The 18,118-nt window shown below is 64.9% G+C and carries 10 protein-coding genes and 3 pseudogenes; 6 read left to right on the forward strand and 7 right to left on the reverse strand.

The window, feature by feature from the left end; genetic code table 11:
- Positions 1-54 precede the first annotated feature (54 nt).
- Positions 55-1,092 carry an NAD(P)-dependent alcohol dehydrogenase gene (locus BM075_RS16145; protein WP_093361731.1) on the forward strand — a complete coding sequence of 346 codons (1,038 nt, stop codon included), beginning with the start codon at positions 55-57 and terminating at the stop codon, positions 1,090-1,092.
- A gap of 33 nt (positions 1,093-1,125) precedes the next feature.
- Positions 1,126-2,151, forward strand: coding sequence for a LacI family DNA-binding transcriptional regulator (locus BM075_RS16150; protein ID WP_093361732.1), 1,026 nt, complete (start codon positions 1,126-1,128; stop codon positions 2,149-2,151).
- 249 nt (positions 2,152-2,400) lie between these two features.
- Here the strand turns inward: BM075_RS16150 and BM075_RS24860 are convergent.
- Together BM075_RS24860 and BM075_RS16160 are read right to left on the reverse strand one after the other, a co-directional pair.
- Positions 2,401-4,134: pseudogene (locus tag BM075_RS24860) on the reverse strand (glycoside hydrolase family 13 protein).
- A gap of 508 nt (positions 4,135-4,642) precedes the next feature.
- The gene (locus BM075_RS16160) at positions 4,643-5,182 is read right to left on the reverse strand and encodes a calcium-binding protein (protein WP_177208384.1); all 540 of its coding nucleotides are present in this window, start codon (positions 5,180-5,182) and stop codon (positions 4,643-4,645) included.
- On the opposite strand from BM075_RS16160, the pseudogene BM075_RS16165 reads away from it, so the two are divergent.
- Positions 5,165-5,742 (forward strand): annotated as a pseudogene (locus BM075_RS16165) (transposase family protein); the annotation flags it as partial. The gene BM075_RS16160 and the pseudogene BM075_RS16165 overlap by 18 nt on opposite strands.
- Before the next feature lie 330 nt (positions 5,743-6,072).
- Here the strand turns inward: BM075_RS16165 and BM075_RS16170 are convergent.
- The 3 genes from BM075_RS16170 to ptsP are packed head-to-tail and all read right to left on the reverse strand — an operon-like array spanning position 6,073 to position 11,327.
- Positions 6,073-7,860 carry a PTS fructose-like transporter subunit IIB gene (locus tag BM075_RS16170; protein WP_093361748.1) on the reverse strand — a complete coding sequence of 596 codons (1,788 nt, stop codon included), beginning with the start codon at positions 7,858-7,860 and terminating at the stop codon, positions 6,073-6,075.
- A 17-nt stretch (positions 7,861-7,877) separates the two neighbouring features.
- Positions 7,878-8,840: a 1-phosphofructokinase gene (gene pfkB, locus BM075_RS16175; protein ID WP_093361734.1), complete on the reverse strand. Its 963-nt coding sequence runs from the start codon at positions 8,838-8,840 to the stop codon at positions 7,878-7,880.
- Positions 8,841-8,852: 12 nt separating this feature from the next.
- Complete coding sequence (ptsP, locus tag BM075_RS16180) at positions 8,853-11,327, reverse strand: phosphoenolpyruvate--protein phosphotransferase (protein WP_093361735.1); 2,475 nt, start codon at positions 11,325-11,327, stop codon at positions 8,853-8,855.
- Between the two features lie 80 nt (positions 11,328-11,407).
- On the opposite strand from ptsP, the gene BM075_RS16185 reads away from it, so the two are divergent.
- Both BM075_RS16185 and BM075_RS16190 read left to right on the forward strand, forming a co-directional pair.
- Entirely contained in the window at positions 11,408-12,847 is a 1,440-nt protein-coding gene (locus BM075_RS16185; RefSeq protein ID WP_245758873.1) for an extracellular solute-binding protein, read from the forward strand.
- A complete protein-coding gene (locus BM075_RS16190) occupies positions 12,844-15,540 on the forward strand; it encodes an ATP-binding protein (RefSeq protein ID WP_093361736.1) in 2,697 nt (898 codons plus the stop codon). The genes BM075_RS16185 and BM075_RS16190 overlap by 4 nt, the downstream gene beginning before the upstream one ends.
- On the opposite strand, the gene BM075_RS16195 is transcribed toward BM075_RS16190, so the two are convergent.
- Positions 15,507-16,220, reverse strand: coding sequence for a response regulator (locus BM075_RS16195; protein ID WP_093361737.1), 714 nt, complete (start codon positions 16,218-16,220; stop codon positions 15,507-15,509). The genes BM075_RS16190 and BM075_RS16195 overlap by 34 nt on opposite strands.
- A 656-nt stretch (positions 16,221-16,876) precedes the next feature.
- On the opposite strand from BM075_RS16195, the pseudogene BM075_RS16200 reads away from it, so the two are divergent.
- Positions 16,877-17,746, forward strand: a pseudogene (locus BM075_RS16200) (phage terminase large subunit family protein); the annotation flags it as partial.
- A gap of 68 nt (positions 17,747-17,814) precedes the next feature.
- Here the strand turns inward: BM075_RS16200 and BM075_RS16205 are convergent.
- Positions 17,815-18,118 (reverse strand): transposase (locus BM075_RS16205; RefSeq protein ID WP_342741256.1); only part of this gene is annotated, 304 nt, incomplete at its 5' end.

An 18,118-nucleotide genomic window follows, 5' to 3' on the forward strand; every position in this document is an offset into this window, starting at 1 on the left:
GGCGTCAACGGGCATTTTGGGTGCATCCACATCCCGGCACCCATGGAGGATGAAATGAAGTCACTCGTACTTGAATCCCAACGAGATCTGAGCTTGCGCGACATCGATCCGGGGGAGGCGTTGGGGCCGGGCGATCTTCGAATTGCCATCCGTTCCGTCGGTATCTGTGGCAGCGACGTGCACTATTACACGCACGGGAGAATCGGGCCGTTCGTGGTGAACGAGCCGATGATTCTGGGTCACGAAGCCTCGGGCGTGGTGACCGAGGTCGGACCGGATGTGCAGGGCTTCGCCGTGGGGGACCGGGTCTGCATGGAGCCCGGCGTCCCCGACCTTTCATCGAGAGCCACCTTGCTGGGCCTTTACAACGTCGACCCGTCCGTAACGTTCTTGGCGACACCTCCGATACACGGCTGCTTGCGCCCGGAAGTGATCCACCCTGCCGCCTTCACCTTCGCCCTGCCCGACACGGTTTCCTTCGACCAGGGCGCGCTGGTGGAACCGCTGGCGGTTGGATTGCAGGCTTGCGTGAAAGCCCGCATCACGCCCGGTGACGTGGCAGTGGTACTTGGCGCGGGTCCGATCGGTATCATGACCGCGCTTTCTGCACTGGCCTCGGGATGCGGGCGGGTTTTCATTACAGACCTGACGGCAGAGAAGCTCGACGTCGCCACCGGCTATCCCGGGATCACCGCCATCGATATCTCGCGCGAGGATCCAGCAGTCGTTTTGGCAGAGGCGACCGGAGGCTGGGGTGCGGACGTCGTTTTCGAAGCCTCCGGCAGTTCAAAGGCCTATGACGGCATCGCAGGCCTTGCGCGCCCCGGCGGATGTGTCGTGCTCGTGGGCATGCCGGTTGACCCGGTCCCATTCGACGTCGTTTCCGCGGCGGCGAAAGAGTTGCGTATTGAGACCGTGTTCCGCTATGCAAACGTGTTCGATCGCGCAATCGAATTGCTGGCCTCGGGAAAAATCGATCTCGATCCCCTCATTTCCGAGCGTTTTGACTTCGATCGTTCGGTAGAGGCCTTCGAGCGGGCAGCAGAAGGGCGCGCCTCGGATGTAAAACTAATGATCCGCGTGTCAGAGTAAAATCTGGCGCGGGCGAGCCAAGGGAGCTTGTCCATGCGAAAACGCTATGCGTCCTCCACGGATGTCGCTCGGCTCGCGGGAGTCTCGCAATCCACCGTTTCACGCACGTTCCGGGGAGATTCACGTGTCTCCCCGGAGGCGCGGAACAAGGTGATGGAAGCGGCACAGAAACTCGAGTACCGGCCCAATCTTTTGCCCCGCATCATGCTGACCCAGCAGTCGCGACTGGTAGCATTGGTTGTCGGTAAAATGCACAACCCATTCTATGCCCGCGTGCTGGAACGCTTCACAAAACGTCTCCAGGAGATGAAATGCCAGGTCATGCTGGCACATGTGGACAGCGACGACGCGCTCGACGCGGTGGTTCCGCGGCTTTCGGGGTATCGGGTCGATGCGGTGGTTTCGGCGCTGTCCGTGCTGACCGAAGCCGCCGCCGACCAGCTGATCGAGCTTGGCGTGCCCGTGATCTCCTTCAACACCCACATGCGAAAGAAGGGCCTTTACACCATCAGCAGCGACAATGCGCCCGCCGGGCGCGAGGTTGCACGCCATCTGATCGCGCAGGGGGCACAACGGTTGGCCTATCTCGGAGGGCCTGAATTTAACCCCGCGAACGTCGACCGGCGCACTGGTTTCGTGGAGGAAGCCCGCGCGCATGGGTTCGAGCCGGTGCTTTCCAACGACGAATTCAGTTTTGAAGGAGGAGCGCGACAGGCTGTGCGGGTATTTGCAGGCCCCAATCCGCCAGATGCTGCGTTCTGCGGCGACGATCTCATTGCAATCGGAGCGTTGGATGCCCTTTGGCACAGCGGGAGGCCCCTTGCCGACCCATTACGCATTGTAGGATTTGATGATATCCCGCAGGCCGCCTGGGCCCCTTACCAGCTGAGTTCCATTCAACAGGATGAGGAGGTCATGATCGACCACGCCTTGCGCATCCTCGACGATTGGTATGCGGAAGCGGAAATGCCCGAGTATCTAAATCTGTTGGTGCCCGGGAAAATGGTAATCCGGCGCTCCTCCGTGAGCGGCATTCAGTTTCCGGGAAGTCATTGCTGACGGGGCAGTCCAAAGTCGACCGCCGATACCCAGCCGCCTTGGAAGAACGCATCGGTTTTTCGGCTTCACGGCACGGGAACAAAAGGCTCCTATTGCAGTGGGACGAGGGTCTGACCCAACGCTCCGTTGCGATCAGGCTGCGACGATAGCAGAACGACGCGTCTGACCGGAGCAACTGGATCTTGTCCTGAGAAATTCAGGCAAACGACAATGCCGTTGTGGCCGGCCATTCTCTCGAGCGGGGCCGGGTTATTCCTCCTTTCCCAAGCGCATGGCGAAGGACTCGAAGGGTTCCAGACTGACCACAGCGGCGAGAGTTTCGCGTTTTGCATGGCTGGAGATTAGGCATTGCCCGCGGCCACGCATGTCGGCCGGCACCTCGAAACTGGTCCGGTCCGCGGTAAAATTGCCGATCACGGCGAGTCGGGTGCCGTCCAACTCGCGGAGATAGGCGACGATCCCAGGGTGGTCCTCGGCCAGCGGCCGGAAATGTCCCGAGACGACCACTGGTATCTCCCGGCGCATCTCGGCCAGCCGACGGTAATGGGCGAAAATCCCGTCAGGGTCCGCGCGGTCGGCCTCCACGTTGATCGTGGCATGGTTCGGGTTGACCTCGATCCAGGGCGTGCCCGTGGTGAAGCCCGCCTGCTCACCCGCGCTCCATTGCATCGGCGTGCGGGCATTGTCGCGGCCGTTTGCGTTCGCGCCCGAGATGAACTCCTCCGGGCTGACGCCCCGCGCGATCTGCTCGGCATAGTGGCCCAGAGTCTCGACATCGCGAAACTGCTCGATCCGGGTGAAGGCGGCATTGGTCATACCGATCTCCTCGCCCTGATAGATGAACGGAGTGCCCTTCATGAGGTGGATAACCGTAGCGAGCATCTTGGCGGACTCGACCCGGTATCTACCGTCGTCGCCGTATTTCGACACCTGCCGCGGCAAATCGTGGTTCGACAGGAAGAGCGAGTTCTAGCCATCTTCCGCGAGCGTCTCCTGCCAGTCGAACAGAACTTTCTTGAATCGCACCAGATCGAAGGGCTTGGGACGGAATTTTCCGAATGTCTCGTCGTCGAAGGCGGTGACGTGGTTGAACTGGAATACCATGTCAAGCTCATGGCGATCCCGCCCGCAGTAAAGCAGCGCCGTCTCCCGGCTGACCGACCAGCTTTCGCCGATGGTGACGATGTCGCGGCCCGCCAACGTCTTTCGGTTCATCTCCTGCAGAAAGCCGTGCAGATATGGCCCCTCCTCGTAGATCCCGGCATCGACGTCCTTGCCGATAAGGCTAATTACGTCCATGCGGAAACCGGCGATGCCCCGGTCGAGCCACCAGTTCATCATGTCGTATATCTCGGCCCTGAGCTTCGGGTTCTGCCAATTGAGATCGGGCTGCTCCGGGCTGAAGTACCCGAGATAGTATTTGCCGACCTCCGGCACGTAGGTCCACGCCGAGCCGCCGAAGGAGGCTTGATGGTCGCTGGGCGGCCCGCCATCGGCGGCCGCGTCGCGCCAGATATAGAAATCATGCTCGGGAGCCGTGCGCGAAGTCCGAGCGGCCTGAAACCAGGCGTGCGACGAGGAGGAGTGGTTGACCACCAGGTCCATCACGATCCCGATGCCGCGCGCCTTTGCCTCCGCGATCAACCGATCCATGTCCTCCATCGTGCCGAATTCCCCGGCAATGTCGCGGTAATCCGAGATGTCATAACCATTGTCGGCCATGGGCGAAGCGTAGACCGGAGAAAGCCAGATGAAACCGATGCCCAAGTCGGCCAGATGGTCGAGCCTTGAGATGATGCCCGGAATGTCGCCGATCCCGTCGCCGTTGCTGTCGCAGAAGCTGCGCGGGTAGATCTGGTAGCCGGTGGAGTCTTTCCACCACGAGACGTTCTGATTGGTCATAAGAACCACTCCGCAGCGAGAGATGGAGTAAATGTGGGGCGCGGCGCGCTCACAGGTAGAGATGGATTGCCAGTCGTTCATGAAGGTCTCGTGGGTCGGCCGTCAACTCCAGCGGTGTGCCGGCGACCTCGGTGGAGACCGGTCAGCTTTGCTCAGCCCGTCGTCGCCATCGCAGGCCCGCGAAGGGTTCATCTAGACGACGGACACGTCACCCGCTTTTTCGGTGATCTGAGCATTGCCCGGAGCACCACGGCCTCGCCCTCGGCAGCGCCACGCAGTTGTTCCGGACGCACCCCACTTCGGCGCCCCAAGGCTGGCGGGTGAGACCCCAATCAACCCTGGCCGATCGGACTCCCAGAGCGTTCGCCAAAACCTATCCATCGCAACCGACGGCCGCGCTGCGTCGCCTGAACACGTCGCGCTCCTGTCTTTTGCTCAAATCGCTCAAAAAACGTGTCACACCGAAGGGCTGCGGTTCCTGCTAAATGAAAGTTTGGTGGCAGGTCATGACGTCTCGGCGGAGAATAACGGGCAGCTAAACTGCCCTTTCACAGGCAAGTCCGAATTGGGCCTATAGTGTCACCTACAACTACAGAGGGTCGATATCGAAGGGCTGAAGGTGTCCCCCATGGATTTCGAGCACTTGGTCTTCGAATTGGAACATTTCGACGTTCACGATACGATCCACCCTATCCTCGCGGCCGCCGCCAACATGCGAAATCGTAAACACTTGTTGGTCAATCGAGATCTTGTATTCGTCCCAATCGCCGGAAAAAATCACGGTGTCGGCTCCCGCTCCGCCGTCTATAATGTCGTCCCCGCATCCGCCGATAATGGTGTCGTTACCATAACCACCGTAAATTTCGTCAGCGCCGCGTTGGCCAAATAAGATGTCATCGCCTTGATTTCCGTAGGCCTCGTCGCTCCCAGTGCCACCAAAAATTCGATTGTCCCCGGAGTTGCCGCTGAGGTGGTCGTCGCCGCCATACCCGAACAGGCGGTCCTCGCCAGTTCCCTCGGTGCGAATTTCGTCATCTTGGCTCGATCCTTTTAGATGTTTGGCCCCACGGTTTGATGGTGCGATCCATTCGCGGGCATGGAAGGAAGCACTATGGGACAGGTTCGTCACGGCTGCGCCACGACCACGCACGGCGTCAGAGCGGCAATACAGCGATCGCAAGCCTCGACCGCGGCGCTAGGCCGGGAACTCGGGATCAACCCGAAGACTGTCGCGAAATGGCGAAAGCGCGAGACGGTGAAAGACCGCAAAACGGGGCCAAGGGTTCCGCGTTACACTTTCTGAGCGAAGACGAAGAGGCTATGGCGGTCGCTTTCCGGCGGCACACGCTGGATGACTATGTCTATGCCCTTAAGCCTTCGATCCCGCACCCGACCAGATCAGCATTTCACCGCTGTCTTCAACGCCATAGCATCTCGCGGCTACCGGATGCCGACGGGGACAAACCCAAGCGTCAGCGCTTCAAGCGCTACCCCATCGGCTTCCTTCACATGGACATTGCAGAACTGCAGACCGCTGAAGGCAAGTTATATCCCTTCGTTTCCATCGACCGGACCAGCAAGTTCGCGGTCACCCAACTCGTCAACAAGGCCGACAGACGGACGGCGTGGGAGTTCCTGGAGCATCTGCAGGAGGTGCTTCCCTACCGCATCCACGCGATTTGGGGAGATATACCTGTGGCTGCCTATCTCGCGGGCCTCTTTCCACGACTCCCCCTCGCATCACACTCTGAACGAGGCTCGAGCGATATCACGCGCTACTCCTCCGAGGCCTTGCCATTCAATCGCAGGGGGATGGTGAAGGTGGCGCGACTATCTGGATGATCGGACCAGCAGTGTACCACCCAAAGCCGGCCGTGTTGGCGAACCTTCAGTCGGCAGCTCGCGGACGCCGCGGTGCGCGGAAGCTATGGATTGGATCTCTGCAACAGGCGCGACGGGTCTGACACGAAACCGCCGGCGGTCGTGAGACGGCCGGCGGTCAATTGCTTCGGGCGCCTATCACTCGGCGGGAACGGCCTCCGCTTCCGCCGGCGCGAGAGGCTTCTTGAGCGCGATCAGCAGGCCCGTGGTAATCAGCGTGCCGACGAGAATGGCGACGGCATAGGCACCGAGGTTCGTGACTGCGTTGGGGATCGCCAGGACGAAGATCCCGCCATGCGGAGCGACGAGTTGGCAGCCGAGGATCATCGAAAGGGCGCCGGTGATCGCGGAACCGACGATGATCGCGGGAATGACCCGGGCGGGGTCCTTGGCGGCGAAGGGGATCGCGCCTTCGGTAATGAAGGCCAGGCCCAGGACCGCGGCGGCGGGGCCGGCTTCACGTTCTTCTTCCGTGAAGCGGTTTCGGGCGACGAAAGTTGCCAGCGCCAGTCCCAGCGGCGGGGTCATGCCGGCGGCCATGACGGCAGCCATCGGGGCATAGGTGTCACTGGTCAGCAATCCCACGGAGAAGGTGTAGGCCGCCTTGTTGATCGGACCGCCCATGTCGACGGCCATCATGCCACCGAGCAGCAGGCCGAGCAGCACGGCGTTTGTCGTCCCGAGCCCCTGCAGGAAGCTTGTCATGCCGGCCAGGATCGCCGCCACCGGTGCGCCGACGACGTAGACCATGACGAGCCCGGTCACGAGGGTCGAGAGCAGCGGCAGGATCAGGACCGGCTTCAGCCCCTCGAGGGTCGGTGGCAACTTGATCGCATCGCGCAGCCATCTGGCAACGTAGCCGGCAAGGAAGCCCGCGACGATCCCGCCGAGGAAGCCCGCATTGAGGTTGACCGCCAGCATGCCACCGATCAGACCGGGGGTCAGCCCGGGGCGGTCTGCGATGGAATAGGCGATGAAGCCTGCGAGCACCGGCACCATGAGTTGGAACGCGGCGCCGCCACCGATGGCCATCAGCGCGGCGGGCAAGGTGCCTTCCACTTCGAACGCCTTGATGCCGAAGACGAAGGACAGAGCGATGAGCAGGCCGCCGGCGACGACGATCGGCAGCATGTAGGACACGCCGGTCAGCAGGTGCATGTAGGGGCCGGAGCGCTGCGACGCCCGCTTGGCCTTGGTCGCCTTGACCTCGTCGGCGAGACTCTTGCGCTCAGACCCGCCGCCGCCGAGGATCTCGCCCTCTGCGATGGCCGCGTCGAGGACATCCTTGGCGCCCTTCACCGCGGCGCCGACACTGGTCTTGTAGACCTTCTTGCCCACGAACCGGCTGTCGTCGACATGGGTGTCGGCGGCAATGACGACCATGTCGGCACTGGCGATTTGCGTGTCGGTCAGTGCGTTCTGAGATCCGACGGACCCCTGGGTCTCGACCGCGATCTCATACCCGCGAGCCTTGCCGGCCTTTTTCAGCGCGTCGGCCGCCATGAAGGTATGGGCAATCCCGGTCGGACAGGAGGTGATCGCGACCACTTTCAACGCATCGGCGGGTGCCTGCGCATCGTCGGGCGCAGCAGCACCGGTCGGTTTCGGCGCGGACGGCGTCGCGATCGAGGCGAGCGCCGCGTCGAGCACGGCGTCGGTGTTCCGCAGAGCCTGGCTGGTGCTCGCCTCATACACCGGCTTGCCGGCAAAACGGCTCCGGTCGATCTGGATATCGGTAGCGAGCAGAACGAGATCCGCCGCGGAGATTTCCTCCGGCGTCAGCGCGTGTTCCACACCCTGCGCACTCTGCCGTTCGATACGGATGCTGTGCCCCTTCAGCGCCGCGGTCTCTTTCAGAGCCTCGGCGGCCATGTGCGTATGCGCGATACCGGTTGGGCAAGCGGTAACGGCGACGATCTTCGACATCTGGGTCCCCCCGTAATTCATGCGTCGTTCAGGTCGAGCGCGGTCACCTCGACCGCGCGGGCAAAGTCTTCGATGTGGGCGATGGCAGGCAGGCGCGGGCCGATCTCGCCAAGCGCGCCGAGCGAGAAGGCGGTGGCGAGGCGGGCCGTCTCGGCCAGAGACAGGCCGCGCGTGGCCGCGTGGATCAGCCCCGCGACCATGGCGTCTCCGGCACCGACGGTGCTGGCGATCCGGGCCTTGGGCGGAACGGCGAGAACCGCGTCATCCGCGCTCACCATCACGGCCCCCTCCCCGCCCATGGACACCACGACGAGGCCGATCCCGCCGGCGACGATTTCGCGCGCCGCCGCAGCCGCATCGACGGGGCCTGAGAGCCCCCGGCCCAGCAGGTCGCCGAGTTCGGCGATGTTGGGCTTGATGATGTCCGGGCAGGCGGGGAGCGCCGCGGCAAGCGGGGCACCGCTGGTGTCGAGCGCCACCTTCGCGCCCTTGGAGCGCGCGCGCGCCGTCAGCCGAGCATAGGCGTCTGGCGCCAGTCCGGCCGGCAAGCTGCCGCAGAGCCCGACCCACTCAAGTTTGCGGTCCAGGGCCTCGTCGAGCGACGAAGCGACGGCGTCCAGCTCTCTTTGGCCAGCTTCGATGCCGGGGTAGTTCAGGTCAGTTACAGTGTCCCGCTCGGGGTCGACGATCTTGACATTGGTGCGGGTGGCGCCATCGACGCGTAGGCAGCAATCCTGCAGGCCCGACGCCGCGAAATGGCGATCGAACAGCGCCGCGTTATCACGCCCGAGCAGGCCGGTGACGGTGACCGCGTGGCCGAAATGGGCGAGGAAGGAGGCAACATTCACCCCCTTTCCGCCAGCATCGACGCGCACCGCCTCAACCCGGTTCACCGCGTCGACGGCGAAGTGCGGAACGGTGACAGTCTGGTCCACCGCCGAGTTGAGCGACACGGTCGCAATGCGGGAAGGCGTTGTCATTGGCACCTCCCGTCAGCGCAGCGCGCGGACGGCCGCCGCGTCGGCCGCGGCCAGTGCGCGCTCCGCCAGCGCCCGGTTGTCCGCCATCGACTGCCGGCGCAGCTGCGCCTTGACCGCGGCGATGGACGGTATGGAGACGCTCAATTCCTTCAGCCCAAGTCCGCTCAGGATGCTGACGCCCAACGGATCGGCCGCGATCCCGCCACAGGCGCCGACCCAGATCCCGGCCGCATCGGCCGCCTTCACCGTCTGGTCGATCAACCGGAGCACGGCGGGATGAAGCCCGTCGGCCTGCCGGGCCAATGTGGGGTGCATCCGGTCCATCGCCAGCGCGTATTGTGTGAGGTCGTTGGTGCCGATGGAGAAGAAATCGACCTTCCGGGCGAGTTCCGGCGCCATCACCACCGCCGAGGGGATCTCGATCATGATGCCCATCTCGACCGGCGCTGCGCCGACCTCGACGCGCACTTCCTCTGCGATCCGCAAGGCGGCGTCGAGCTCGTGGGTCATTGCGATCATCGGGAACATGATCCGCAACGGGCCCTGCGCCGAAGCGCGGTAGATCGCACGGAGCTGACTGCGGAAAAGGTCCTCGTGGGCCAGGCAGAAACGGATGCCCCGCTCGCCGAGAAACGGATTCTGCTCAACCGGCATGCGCAGGTAAGGGATTTCCTTGTCGCCGCCGACGTCAAGCGTTCGGATGATGATCGGCAGTCCGTTCATCGCCGCCAGCATCGCCGTGTAGATCTCGACCTGTTCGTCCTCCGAGGGCGGTCGGTCACGGTTGACGAACAGGAATTCGGTTCTGAGCAGCCCGACCCCCTCGCCGCCGGCCTCCACCGCGGCAACCGCCTCCGGCACGTCGCTGATGTTGGCGACCACCTCGATGCGTTTCCCGTCGGCTGTCAGCGCGGGCTTGTAGCAATCGCGCTTCTCCGCCTCGCGCTGCGCCTTGAGGTCGGTGAGCGCGGCGCGGGCATGCGAGGTGTCGGCCTCGCTGGGGTCCGTCACGAGGAGCCCCTGTTCACCGTCAAGCAACGCCGGCGCGCCCGCAGGGATGTCGAGCACCGTCATACCGGCGCCGACCACCGCGGGGATGTCAAGCGAGCGAGCGATAATGGATGTATGCGAGGTCGGCCCGCCGCTCGCCGTGCACAGCCCCTGCACCAGCGCAGGATCGAGTTGCGCAGTGTCCGACGGGGTCAGATCGTCCGCGATCAGAATGCAGGGCTCAGTCGGCAGACGGTTTCCGTCCTTCGCTACCTCGCCGAGCAGCCGCAGCACGCGCAGGCCGGCGTCGCGCAAATCGACGGCGCGTCCCGCCAGTACCGGGTCCTTCATCGCAGCGAGGATGTCGGCGCGCTCGTTGAAAACCTGGTTCCAAGCGAAGGCTGCGGTCCGGTGCCCGCGGATAAGCATTTGCGCCGCCTCGACCATCTCGGGGTCTTCGAGAAATTCCTGATGGGCGCGAAAGATTCCGGCTTTGGCCGGCCCGGACTTCTTCCAGACTTCCTCGTAGAGATCCTCAAGCTGACGCCAAGCGGTATGCAGGGCCTGTTCGAGCCGGCGGAGTTCGGCGTCGCTATCGGCGGCGTTGTACTCGAACACGATCTTTTCCCGCGCGAACTGGAAAATCGGCGCGATCGCGAAACCGGGGGAGGACGGGATACCGGCGACGGTGTTTCCATCATAGCTGACGGCGTCGGCGGCTGGCGCGATCCGGTTCGATGCGACTGCTGCTTCCTCCGCCTCGTCCTCGTCTTCCAGACCGGCCTCGAAGGCTGCCCGAAGCGCGGCCAGCGCCGTCTCGGCGTCGTGGCCGTCGGCGCTGACACGCAGCTCTGCCCCTTGCTCCGCGCCGAGCCGCAGCAGTGAAATCAGGCTCTTGCCGTTGCCGACCTTGTCGCCGCAGCGGATCCGGATCTCGGCGTCGAAAGTCTTGGCTAGTTCGACCAGCGCGGTCGCGGGGCGGGCATGCAGCCCGTGGGCCCCGGTGATCGTCGCGGTAAAGCCACCGGCGAAATCGTCAAGGCCCTCAGCGGCCGCAGAGGGAGCAGGTGCAGCACCGGTGAGGCGCGCGACGATGTCGGCAGGGTCTGTGGTGGTGGCGAGACGGTCAGCCTCGGCTGCGTCGCTCAGAACGTCGGTAAGGTTGGTCAGCACCTCCAGATGCTCGTCCGACTTCGCCGCGATGGCGACGATCAGGCGCGCGGTGTCGCCCGGTCCCCATTCCACGCCCGACGGAAGCTGCACGACGGCGATGGCCGTGTCGTGGATCAGGTCGCGGTCCTTCGGGAGGCCATGCGGGATGGCGATGCCGTTACCGAGGAAGGTGTTGGCGACCTTCTCGCGGCCCATCATGGAGGCGCCATAGCGCGGGTCGATCTTTCCGGCGGCGGTCAGCAGGTCGACCGCCTGGGCGATGGCATCGGCCTTGTCGGCCGCCGTCTTGCCGATCGCCACGAGCTCGTTGGTGAGGGTGAGCACGTTTCTTCCTCCGCGTCGTTTGTGTCATGTCGTCGGGAGGGTTAAGAACGCGGCCAGATGAACGGAGTATTTCTCGGATCGTGGTCAGGATCGTAACAATTGTAATTTTGCTGGCCGCCATCGCCCGGGCCGAGGCCGCACCCCTTGAAGTTTTGACGCGCGACGGCACGCCCATCGCCGGACCGGCGATCTGGCACGCCGAAAGCTTCGCGGCCGAAACCGGGATCAAGGTCGAGGTCACGCAACGCCCGTTCCATAGTCTCTATGGCGAGATCATGATCGGCTTCGTCACCGGCCGGACGACGGCCGACGTGCTCATCATCCCGTCCGCCTGGCTGCCGGATTTTGCGCCCTATCTGTTGCCGGTGCCGCCAGCGCTCGTCGATAGCCCGTTGGTGCAGGGCGTTCACCCGGCCTATCGCGACGCGCTGATGCGCTGGAAGGGGCGGTGGATGGCGATGACGCTCGACGGCGACCTGCACATGGGGGCCTACCGGAAAGATCTGTTCGAGGACCCGCAGACCCGGGCAGCCTTCGCGCGGATCTTCGGCAAGCCGCTTGCCCCCCCGCAGAGCTGGGCCGAATACAGCGAGATCGCCACGTTCTTCCATGACCGCCCCGGCCCGGATGGGCGCCCGCTGGCCGGCACCCTGGAGGCCTCCGCGGAGGGTGGGCAGCGACTTTGGTATCTCTTCAGCCACGCGGCGGCCTACACCGCTCATCCCGACCATCCGGGGCACGTCTTCTTCGACCCGCAGACGATGTCGCCGGAGATCGACAATCCGGCCTGGCGCCGGGCGCTCGATGACTACCTCGCTGCTTTGGAGGCTGGTTTGCCAAGCGACGGGGTCCCGCTTGCCAGCCATGAAGTGAGGGCGCGGTTCGCCGCCGGGGACGCCGCGATGGCAATTGACTGGTCGGACATCGGCGTGGTCGCCTCCGATCCAGAGGGGTCCGAGATCGCCGGAAAGGTCGGGTTCTTCGTCCTGCCAGGAAGCCGCGATGTCTGGAACCCAGAGGCCAAAGCATGGGAGGCTTTGCCCGACGTCCGAACGGTGCCCTTCCTTGCCTTCGGCGGCTGGATCGCCGTCGTTCCCCGCTCAGCGGACGATCCGCGGGCGGCGTGGGACTATATCGCCTGGATGGCCGACCCGGCCCGCACCGACCGTGACGTCACCGACGGCACCTCCGGCTTCAACCCCTACCGCCGCTCGCAACTCGAGGCATCCGACCGCTGGGCCAGCGTCATGGGGCCGGAGGCAGCCAGCGCCTACCTGTCGGTGCTGCGCGAGAGCCTGTCGCTGCCGCAGACCGCGCCAGATCTGCGCCTTCCAGGATACCCTGCCTACATGGCCGCGCTTGATGCCCAGCTCGGCAGGGTCCTCGCCGGGGAGGCGCCTCCCGACGAAGCGCTATCCGCAGCCGCGGTGGCCTGGGACCAGATCACCGACCGCCTCGGACGCGCCAGCCAGCTCCGCAACTATCGCGAGGCCATGGGCCTGGAAAGCGACCCGCGATGAAGCTCGGGGGGATCGAGCGACGGCTCTTGCTGGTCATCATGGTCTCCACGCTGGCGATGGCGGTGGCGAGCGTCGCCGCGCTCAGGGCGCTGGACCGGATCGGCGCGGCGACCGAGGCCGTGACCGGGCAGGACGTGCCCGCGGTGACGGCTGCGCTGCGTCTGGCCGGGATCGGCGAGCGGCTGCAACAACGTGGCGCCAGCCTGATGGCAGCGGGCACACCTGAGGCTTTGGCCGCCGCGCAACTGGCAATCGAAGCAGACCTGGCGGCCTTCGCCGATCAGGCGGAGGCGCTGGAATCGGCCCGCAGCGATCCGCAGTGGAACACCCGCCAGATCTCCAACCTCACCGACGAGCTTGCCACACGGCTTGCCGACCTTCGCGTCAGCCTCGACACCCGCAGCCGCCTTGCCGAGGCGTTGGAGGCCGAGCGTGCCCGGATGTTGAACGCGGAGGAGCGGATACGCCAGTTGATCGGCCCCTCGATCCTCGCGGTCGAGGCGATCACCGGCGGCGGGGCGATGGCCGACCTCGACGTCTACCGCACCGCCGTCCGCAGCCAGGCGCCGCTCTTGGCGGCCGAACGCCTGACGGACCAAGCCATGGCGGAACTTCTGTTGGCGACGACAGCCGAAACGCCCGAGGCGCTGGAGGAGATCGGGTCCGGTCATGCCCGCACACTCGCGCAGCTGGGCGTACTCGTGCCTTCGCTTCCGAAAGGGCTGCGCGTTGGCTTCCAGCGTGACCTGGCGGCCCTCTCCGGGCAAGCCGGCGAGGCAGGCATCCTCGCGCTGCGGCGTCAGGAACTCGACGCGCTGGCGGCTGCCGAGGCTGCGCTGGCGGACGCCGGCCGGCAGGCGGCCGCACTCAAGAAAGCCGTAGACAGTCGCGTCATCGCGGCCAGCCGGAGCATGGCGGAGGTCACCGAAGCGCTGCGCCAGACGATCCTATCCCGGACGTCGCAGTTCACGACGATCGGCCTGGCGGTGATCCTCATGGCAGGCGCCGTTTCCTACGCTTTCGTCATTCGCCCCCTCGCCCGCAACCTTGCCGGCGTCACCGATGCGATGACGCGGCTGGCGGCTGGCGAGCACGACGCGCAGGTGCCCGGCGCCGAGCGGCACGACGAGATCGGCGACCTTGCGCGCGCCTTCACGGTGTTCAAGGACAACTCGGTCCATATGGAGCAGCTCGACAGGGAGCTCACCGAACGCTCGAACCTTTTGCTGGCCACGTTCGAGACCATGAAGGACGGGTTCTCGGTATTCGATCGCGAGTTGCGACTGGTGGGGTGGAACCCGCAGTACCTGTTGCACTATGAGTTCGCGGAGGCGGACATTCGCGACGCTCCTACGTTCGGCGAGATCCAGCGCCATCTGGAATCGCGCGGGGTGAAAGCGTTTCTGCCCGACGGCCAGCAGATCGACCTTGATGCGCTGTCGCACCGCCGGCTGATCCAGCCGCAGCGCCACGAGTTACGGTTTCCCGACGGGCGGGTGCTGGAGCTGCGCTCCAACCCGATCCCGCAGGGCGGCTTCGCCACGCTCCATATGGATGTGACCGAGCAACGTGCCACTGAAAGCCAGTTGCTCCAATCTCAGAAGATGGAAAGCGTAGGCCAGCTTACCGGCGGCATCGCGCATGATTTTAACAATATCCTCGCCGTGATCATCGGGAACCTGAACATCCTTGCGCGCGAGACCGCCGACACTCCCGCCCTGCGCGCCCGAGCCGACCGCGCGCTCGGTGCGGCCGACCGGGCCGCCGGGCTCGTCAACCGGCTGCTCGCCTTTTCCCGACGCCAGCGCCTGGCGCCCGAGAATGTGGACCTTGATGCGCTGGTCACCGGCATGGTCGACCTGCTGGAAGCGAGCCTTGGTTCCGGGGTGACGCTACGTACCGATCTTGGCGGTCATCTTCCAGGCGTACGGGTGGATCCCGGCGCACTGGAGAACGCGCTGATGAACCTCGCCGTCAATGCGCGGGACGCGATGGAGGGAAAGGGAGAGATTTCCGTGGCCACCCGGGCAGCCGGCGACGACTATGTCGAGCTTTCCGTTCGCGACACCGGCGAGGGCATTCCGCCGGATTTGCTCGATCAGGTGTTCGAGCCCTTCTTCACCACCAAACCCGCCGGCAAGGGCAGCGGTCTGGGGCTCAGCATGGTCTACGGCTTCGTGCGGCAATCGGGCGGGACAGTGAGCATCGACAGCCGGCCCAAGGACGGCACCTGCGTGACCCTGCGCTTGCCTGTGAACGACGCCGCTTCAGAGCCCCAAAGACAGGCGGCGGGGGGCAGCCCGGACGCGGCCGCAGACGCCTGCATCCTCGCCGTCGACGACGACGCCGAGCTGCTGGAAATCACCGCCGATCGTCTGCGCCAGCGTGGCTATGCGGTGGTGACCGCAGGCGACGGCCGGACGGCGCTCGAGTTGCTGGAGGAGATCCCGGAAATCGACCTGCTCTACACCGATCTGGCGATGCCCGGCGGACTCGACGGGATCGCGCTTGCCAGGCGGGCGCGCGAGATGCGCCCAGGGCTCCCGGTCCTCTATACCTCGGGCGCTCCCGGCGAGGCGGGCGCCCATCTGCCTAACCTGCTGCGCAAACCGGTCGCCGAAGAAGTGCTGGCGACCGCAGTCCGGGTCGAGCTCGAGGCTCAAAGCCGCCCGACGTCGGCGTCGAGCACGTAGCCCGCCCCACGCTCGGTGCGGATCAACGTCGGCGCCTTCGGGTTGGGCTCGATCTTGCGCCTGAGGCGGAGGATCAGCACGTCAATGGTCCGGTCGAACACCTCGCCGCCGTCCGACCGGGTCCGCTCCAGCAACTGGTCGCGGGTGAGCACTCGATGGGGCGCATTGACGAAGGCTTCGAGCAGCAGGAACTCGGCATTGGTCAGAGACACCTGCACGCCGGCCGGATCTTTCAGCACCCGCGCCGAGAGGTCGATCATCCACCCCGCGAAGCTGCGACGGTCATGGTCCAGCGCGTGAGACTCGGCCGCCACCGGCGCACTGGTGCGTCTCAGCACAGCCTTGATGCGGGCCACGAGTTCGCGCGGATTGAAGGGCTTGACGACATAATCGTCGGCGCCCACCTCCAGTCCGACGATGCGATCCACGTCACTCCCCAGTCCGGTCAACATGATGATCGGCACCGAGGACGTCGCCCTGAGACGCGCGGCAACGGTCAGCCCGTCCTGGTCCGGCAGGCGCAGGTCGAGGAGGATCAGGTCGGGCGGAAGCCGCTTCAGCGCCTCCCCGATCCCCGCCGCACTGCCCGCCTCGGCCACGTCCCAGCCCTGCGCTTCGAGCTCGTAGCGCAAGATGTCGCGCACATCGGGATCGTCGTCGACGATAAGAACCTTGACCATATCTTCTCACTGGAGATGCCCGAATGCGGCGCTCCAGCCTGCTCCAAAGGATACCGTTGCTTTCCGTTGTGTAACCTGTGCGACGAACGCTTTGCCATGCGACGATGTCGGTCGGTCAATAGAGGCGGCCAGGGCAATCGGCGGGGACATAATCTTGGAGACCGATCGGACCCGGGACGAGGACGTAAGTAACCAACGTCGATCCCGGCCAGCAAGGGAATTGCGTGTCGGATTTGTCGCCCAGACAGTCAGAACGCGGCACGCTCTCGATCAAATGTCATGCGCAGATCCGCTTGCTCTGATTGGCGCCGATGTCCGCAAATCGGATGCCGCAAGGTAGCGCTCCGACCATTGTACAAAGTCGGGCATAGGATTTTCCGCACAAGAAGCCGCGATGATGTTCGCGATCAGGGGTTCGCCTGGGCGCTGGTGCGATCGGTCGACGACGTGCTGGGCGCGGTGACTGAGCACGGATTCACGGCGCGCGTGAAGACGCCGCCAACGCAGTCTCGGTCCCGGAGGATCGTACGATGAGCCACCATGCGACCAACTGGGCGATCCTTCAGCGCGCCCTCAAGCCGACGACCAAGATCGTCCTCTGGCATCTTTGCGACCGGTACAACCCGGACGTCGGCTGTTTCTCCTCTCAGAAGTCCATGTCCGGGAACAACTCGACGCCCTCGCCGAGCTCCGGGTCTCGCTCGGGTGATCCCGATGACCTGACCGGGATCGACCAGAGTTTCGACGGCGCCGACGACATCCTGCGGTCCTGGCGTCGGGGCATGCGGCCAGATCCGGATCTCACGGTCTCCGAATGGGCCGACCGGCACCGCTGGCTCTCGTCGCGCGCCAGCGCCGAGCCCGGGCGTTACCGGACCGACCGCACACCCTATCTGCGGGAGATCATGGATGCGCTCTCGCCGAAACACCCGGCGCAACGGATCAGTTTCATGAAGGCCGCCCAGGTCGGTGCCACGGAAGCCGGCAACAACTGGGCCGGCTTCGTGATCCACCACGCGCCGGGACCGATGCTGGCGGTGCTGCCGACGGTCGAGATGGCCAAGCGTGCTTCGCGCGGGAGGCTGGATCCGCTCATCGCCGAAAGCCCGGTGCTGCGGGAACGGGTGACGCCGGCGCGTTCGCGCGAGGCCGGCAACTCGATGCTGTCGAAGGAATTCCCGGGCGGCATCCTGGTGCTCACGGGGGCGAACTCGTCCACCGGCCTGCGCTCGATGCCGGCGCGCTATATTTTCCTCGACGAGGTCGACACCTATCCGGCCTCGGCCGACGAGGAAGGCGATCCGATCACTCTGACCGAAGCCCGGACCACGACCTTCGCGCATCGCCGCAAGGTGTTCAAGGTCTCGACACCGACGATCCGTGGGCTCTCCCGGATCGAGCGGGAATACGAGGCGAGCGACCAGCGGCGCTTCTTCGTGCCCTGTCCGCATTGCGGCCACATGCAATGGCTGCAGTTCGAACGCCTGCGCTGGGAGAAAGGCCGGCCGGAAACCGGGGCCTATCACTGAGAGGGTTGCGAGGCGTTGTTGTAGAAAGGCGGCCCGAGGCGTGAGTGCCCCTTTCCCGTTCAGGCTCAGGCCACGCGGACGACCTCGGCAGTGCCGATCGCGTTGAAGCGATTGATAAGGGCGACCCGGATGTGAATTTCGGCGGTTTGGCGATCGGGATCCCGCGCGGCGATGCGCTCACCGAAGGCCTTCAGGCATCGCATCTTGGCCTCCACGCGGCTGCGGGCGTGGTATCCGGTCCATCGCTTCCAGAATGCCCGACCGTAGTGACGCGTGGCGCGCAGGGTTTCGTTGCGCGCCTTGGCAGCCGGGCAGTCCTCTTTCCAAGCCCGACCGTTCCTTCGGATCGGTATGATTGCCGTGCCGCCG

The organism is Tropicimonas isoalkanivorans (assembly GCF_900112335.1).
GTDB lineage: Bacteria > Pseudomonadota > Alphaproteobacteria > Rhodobacterales > Rhodobacteraceae > Tropicimonas > Tropicimonas isoalkanivorans.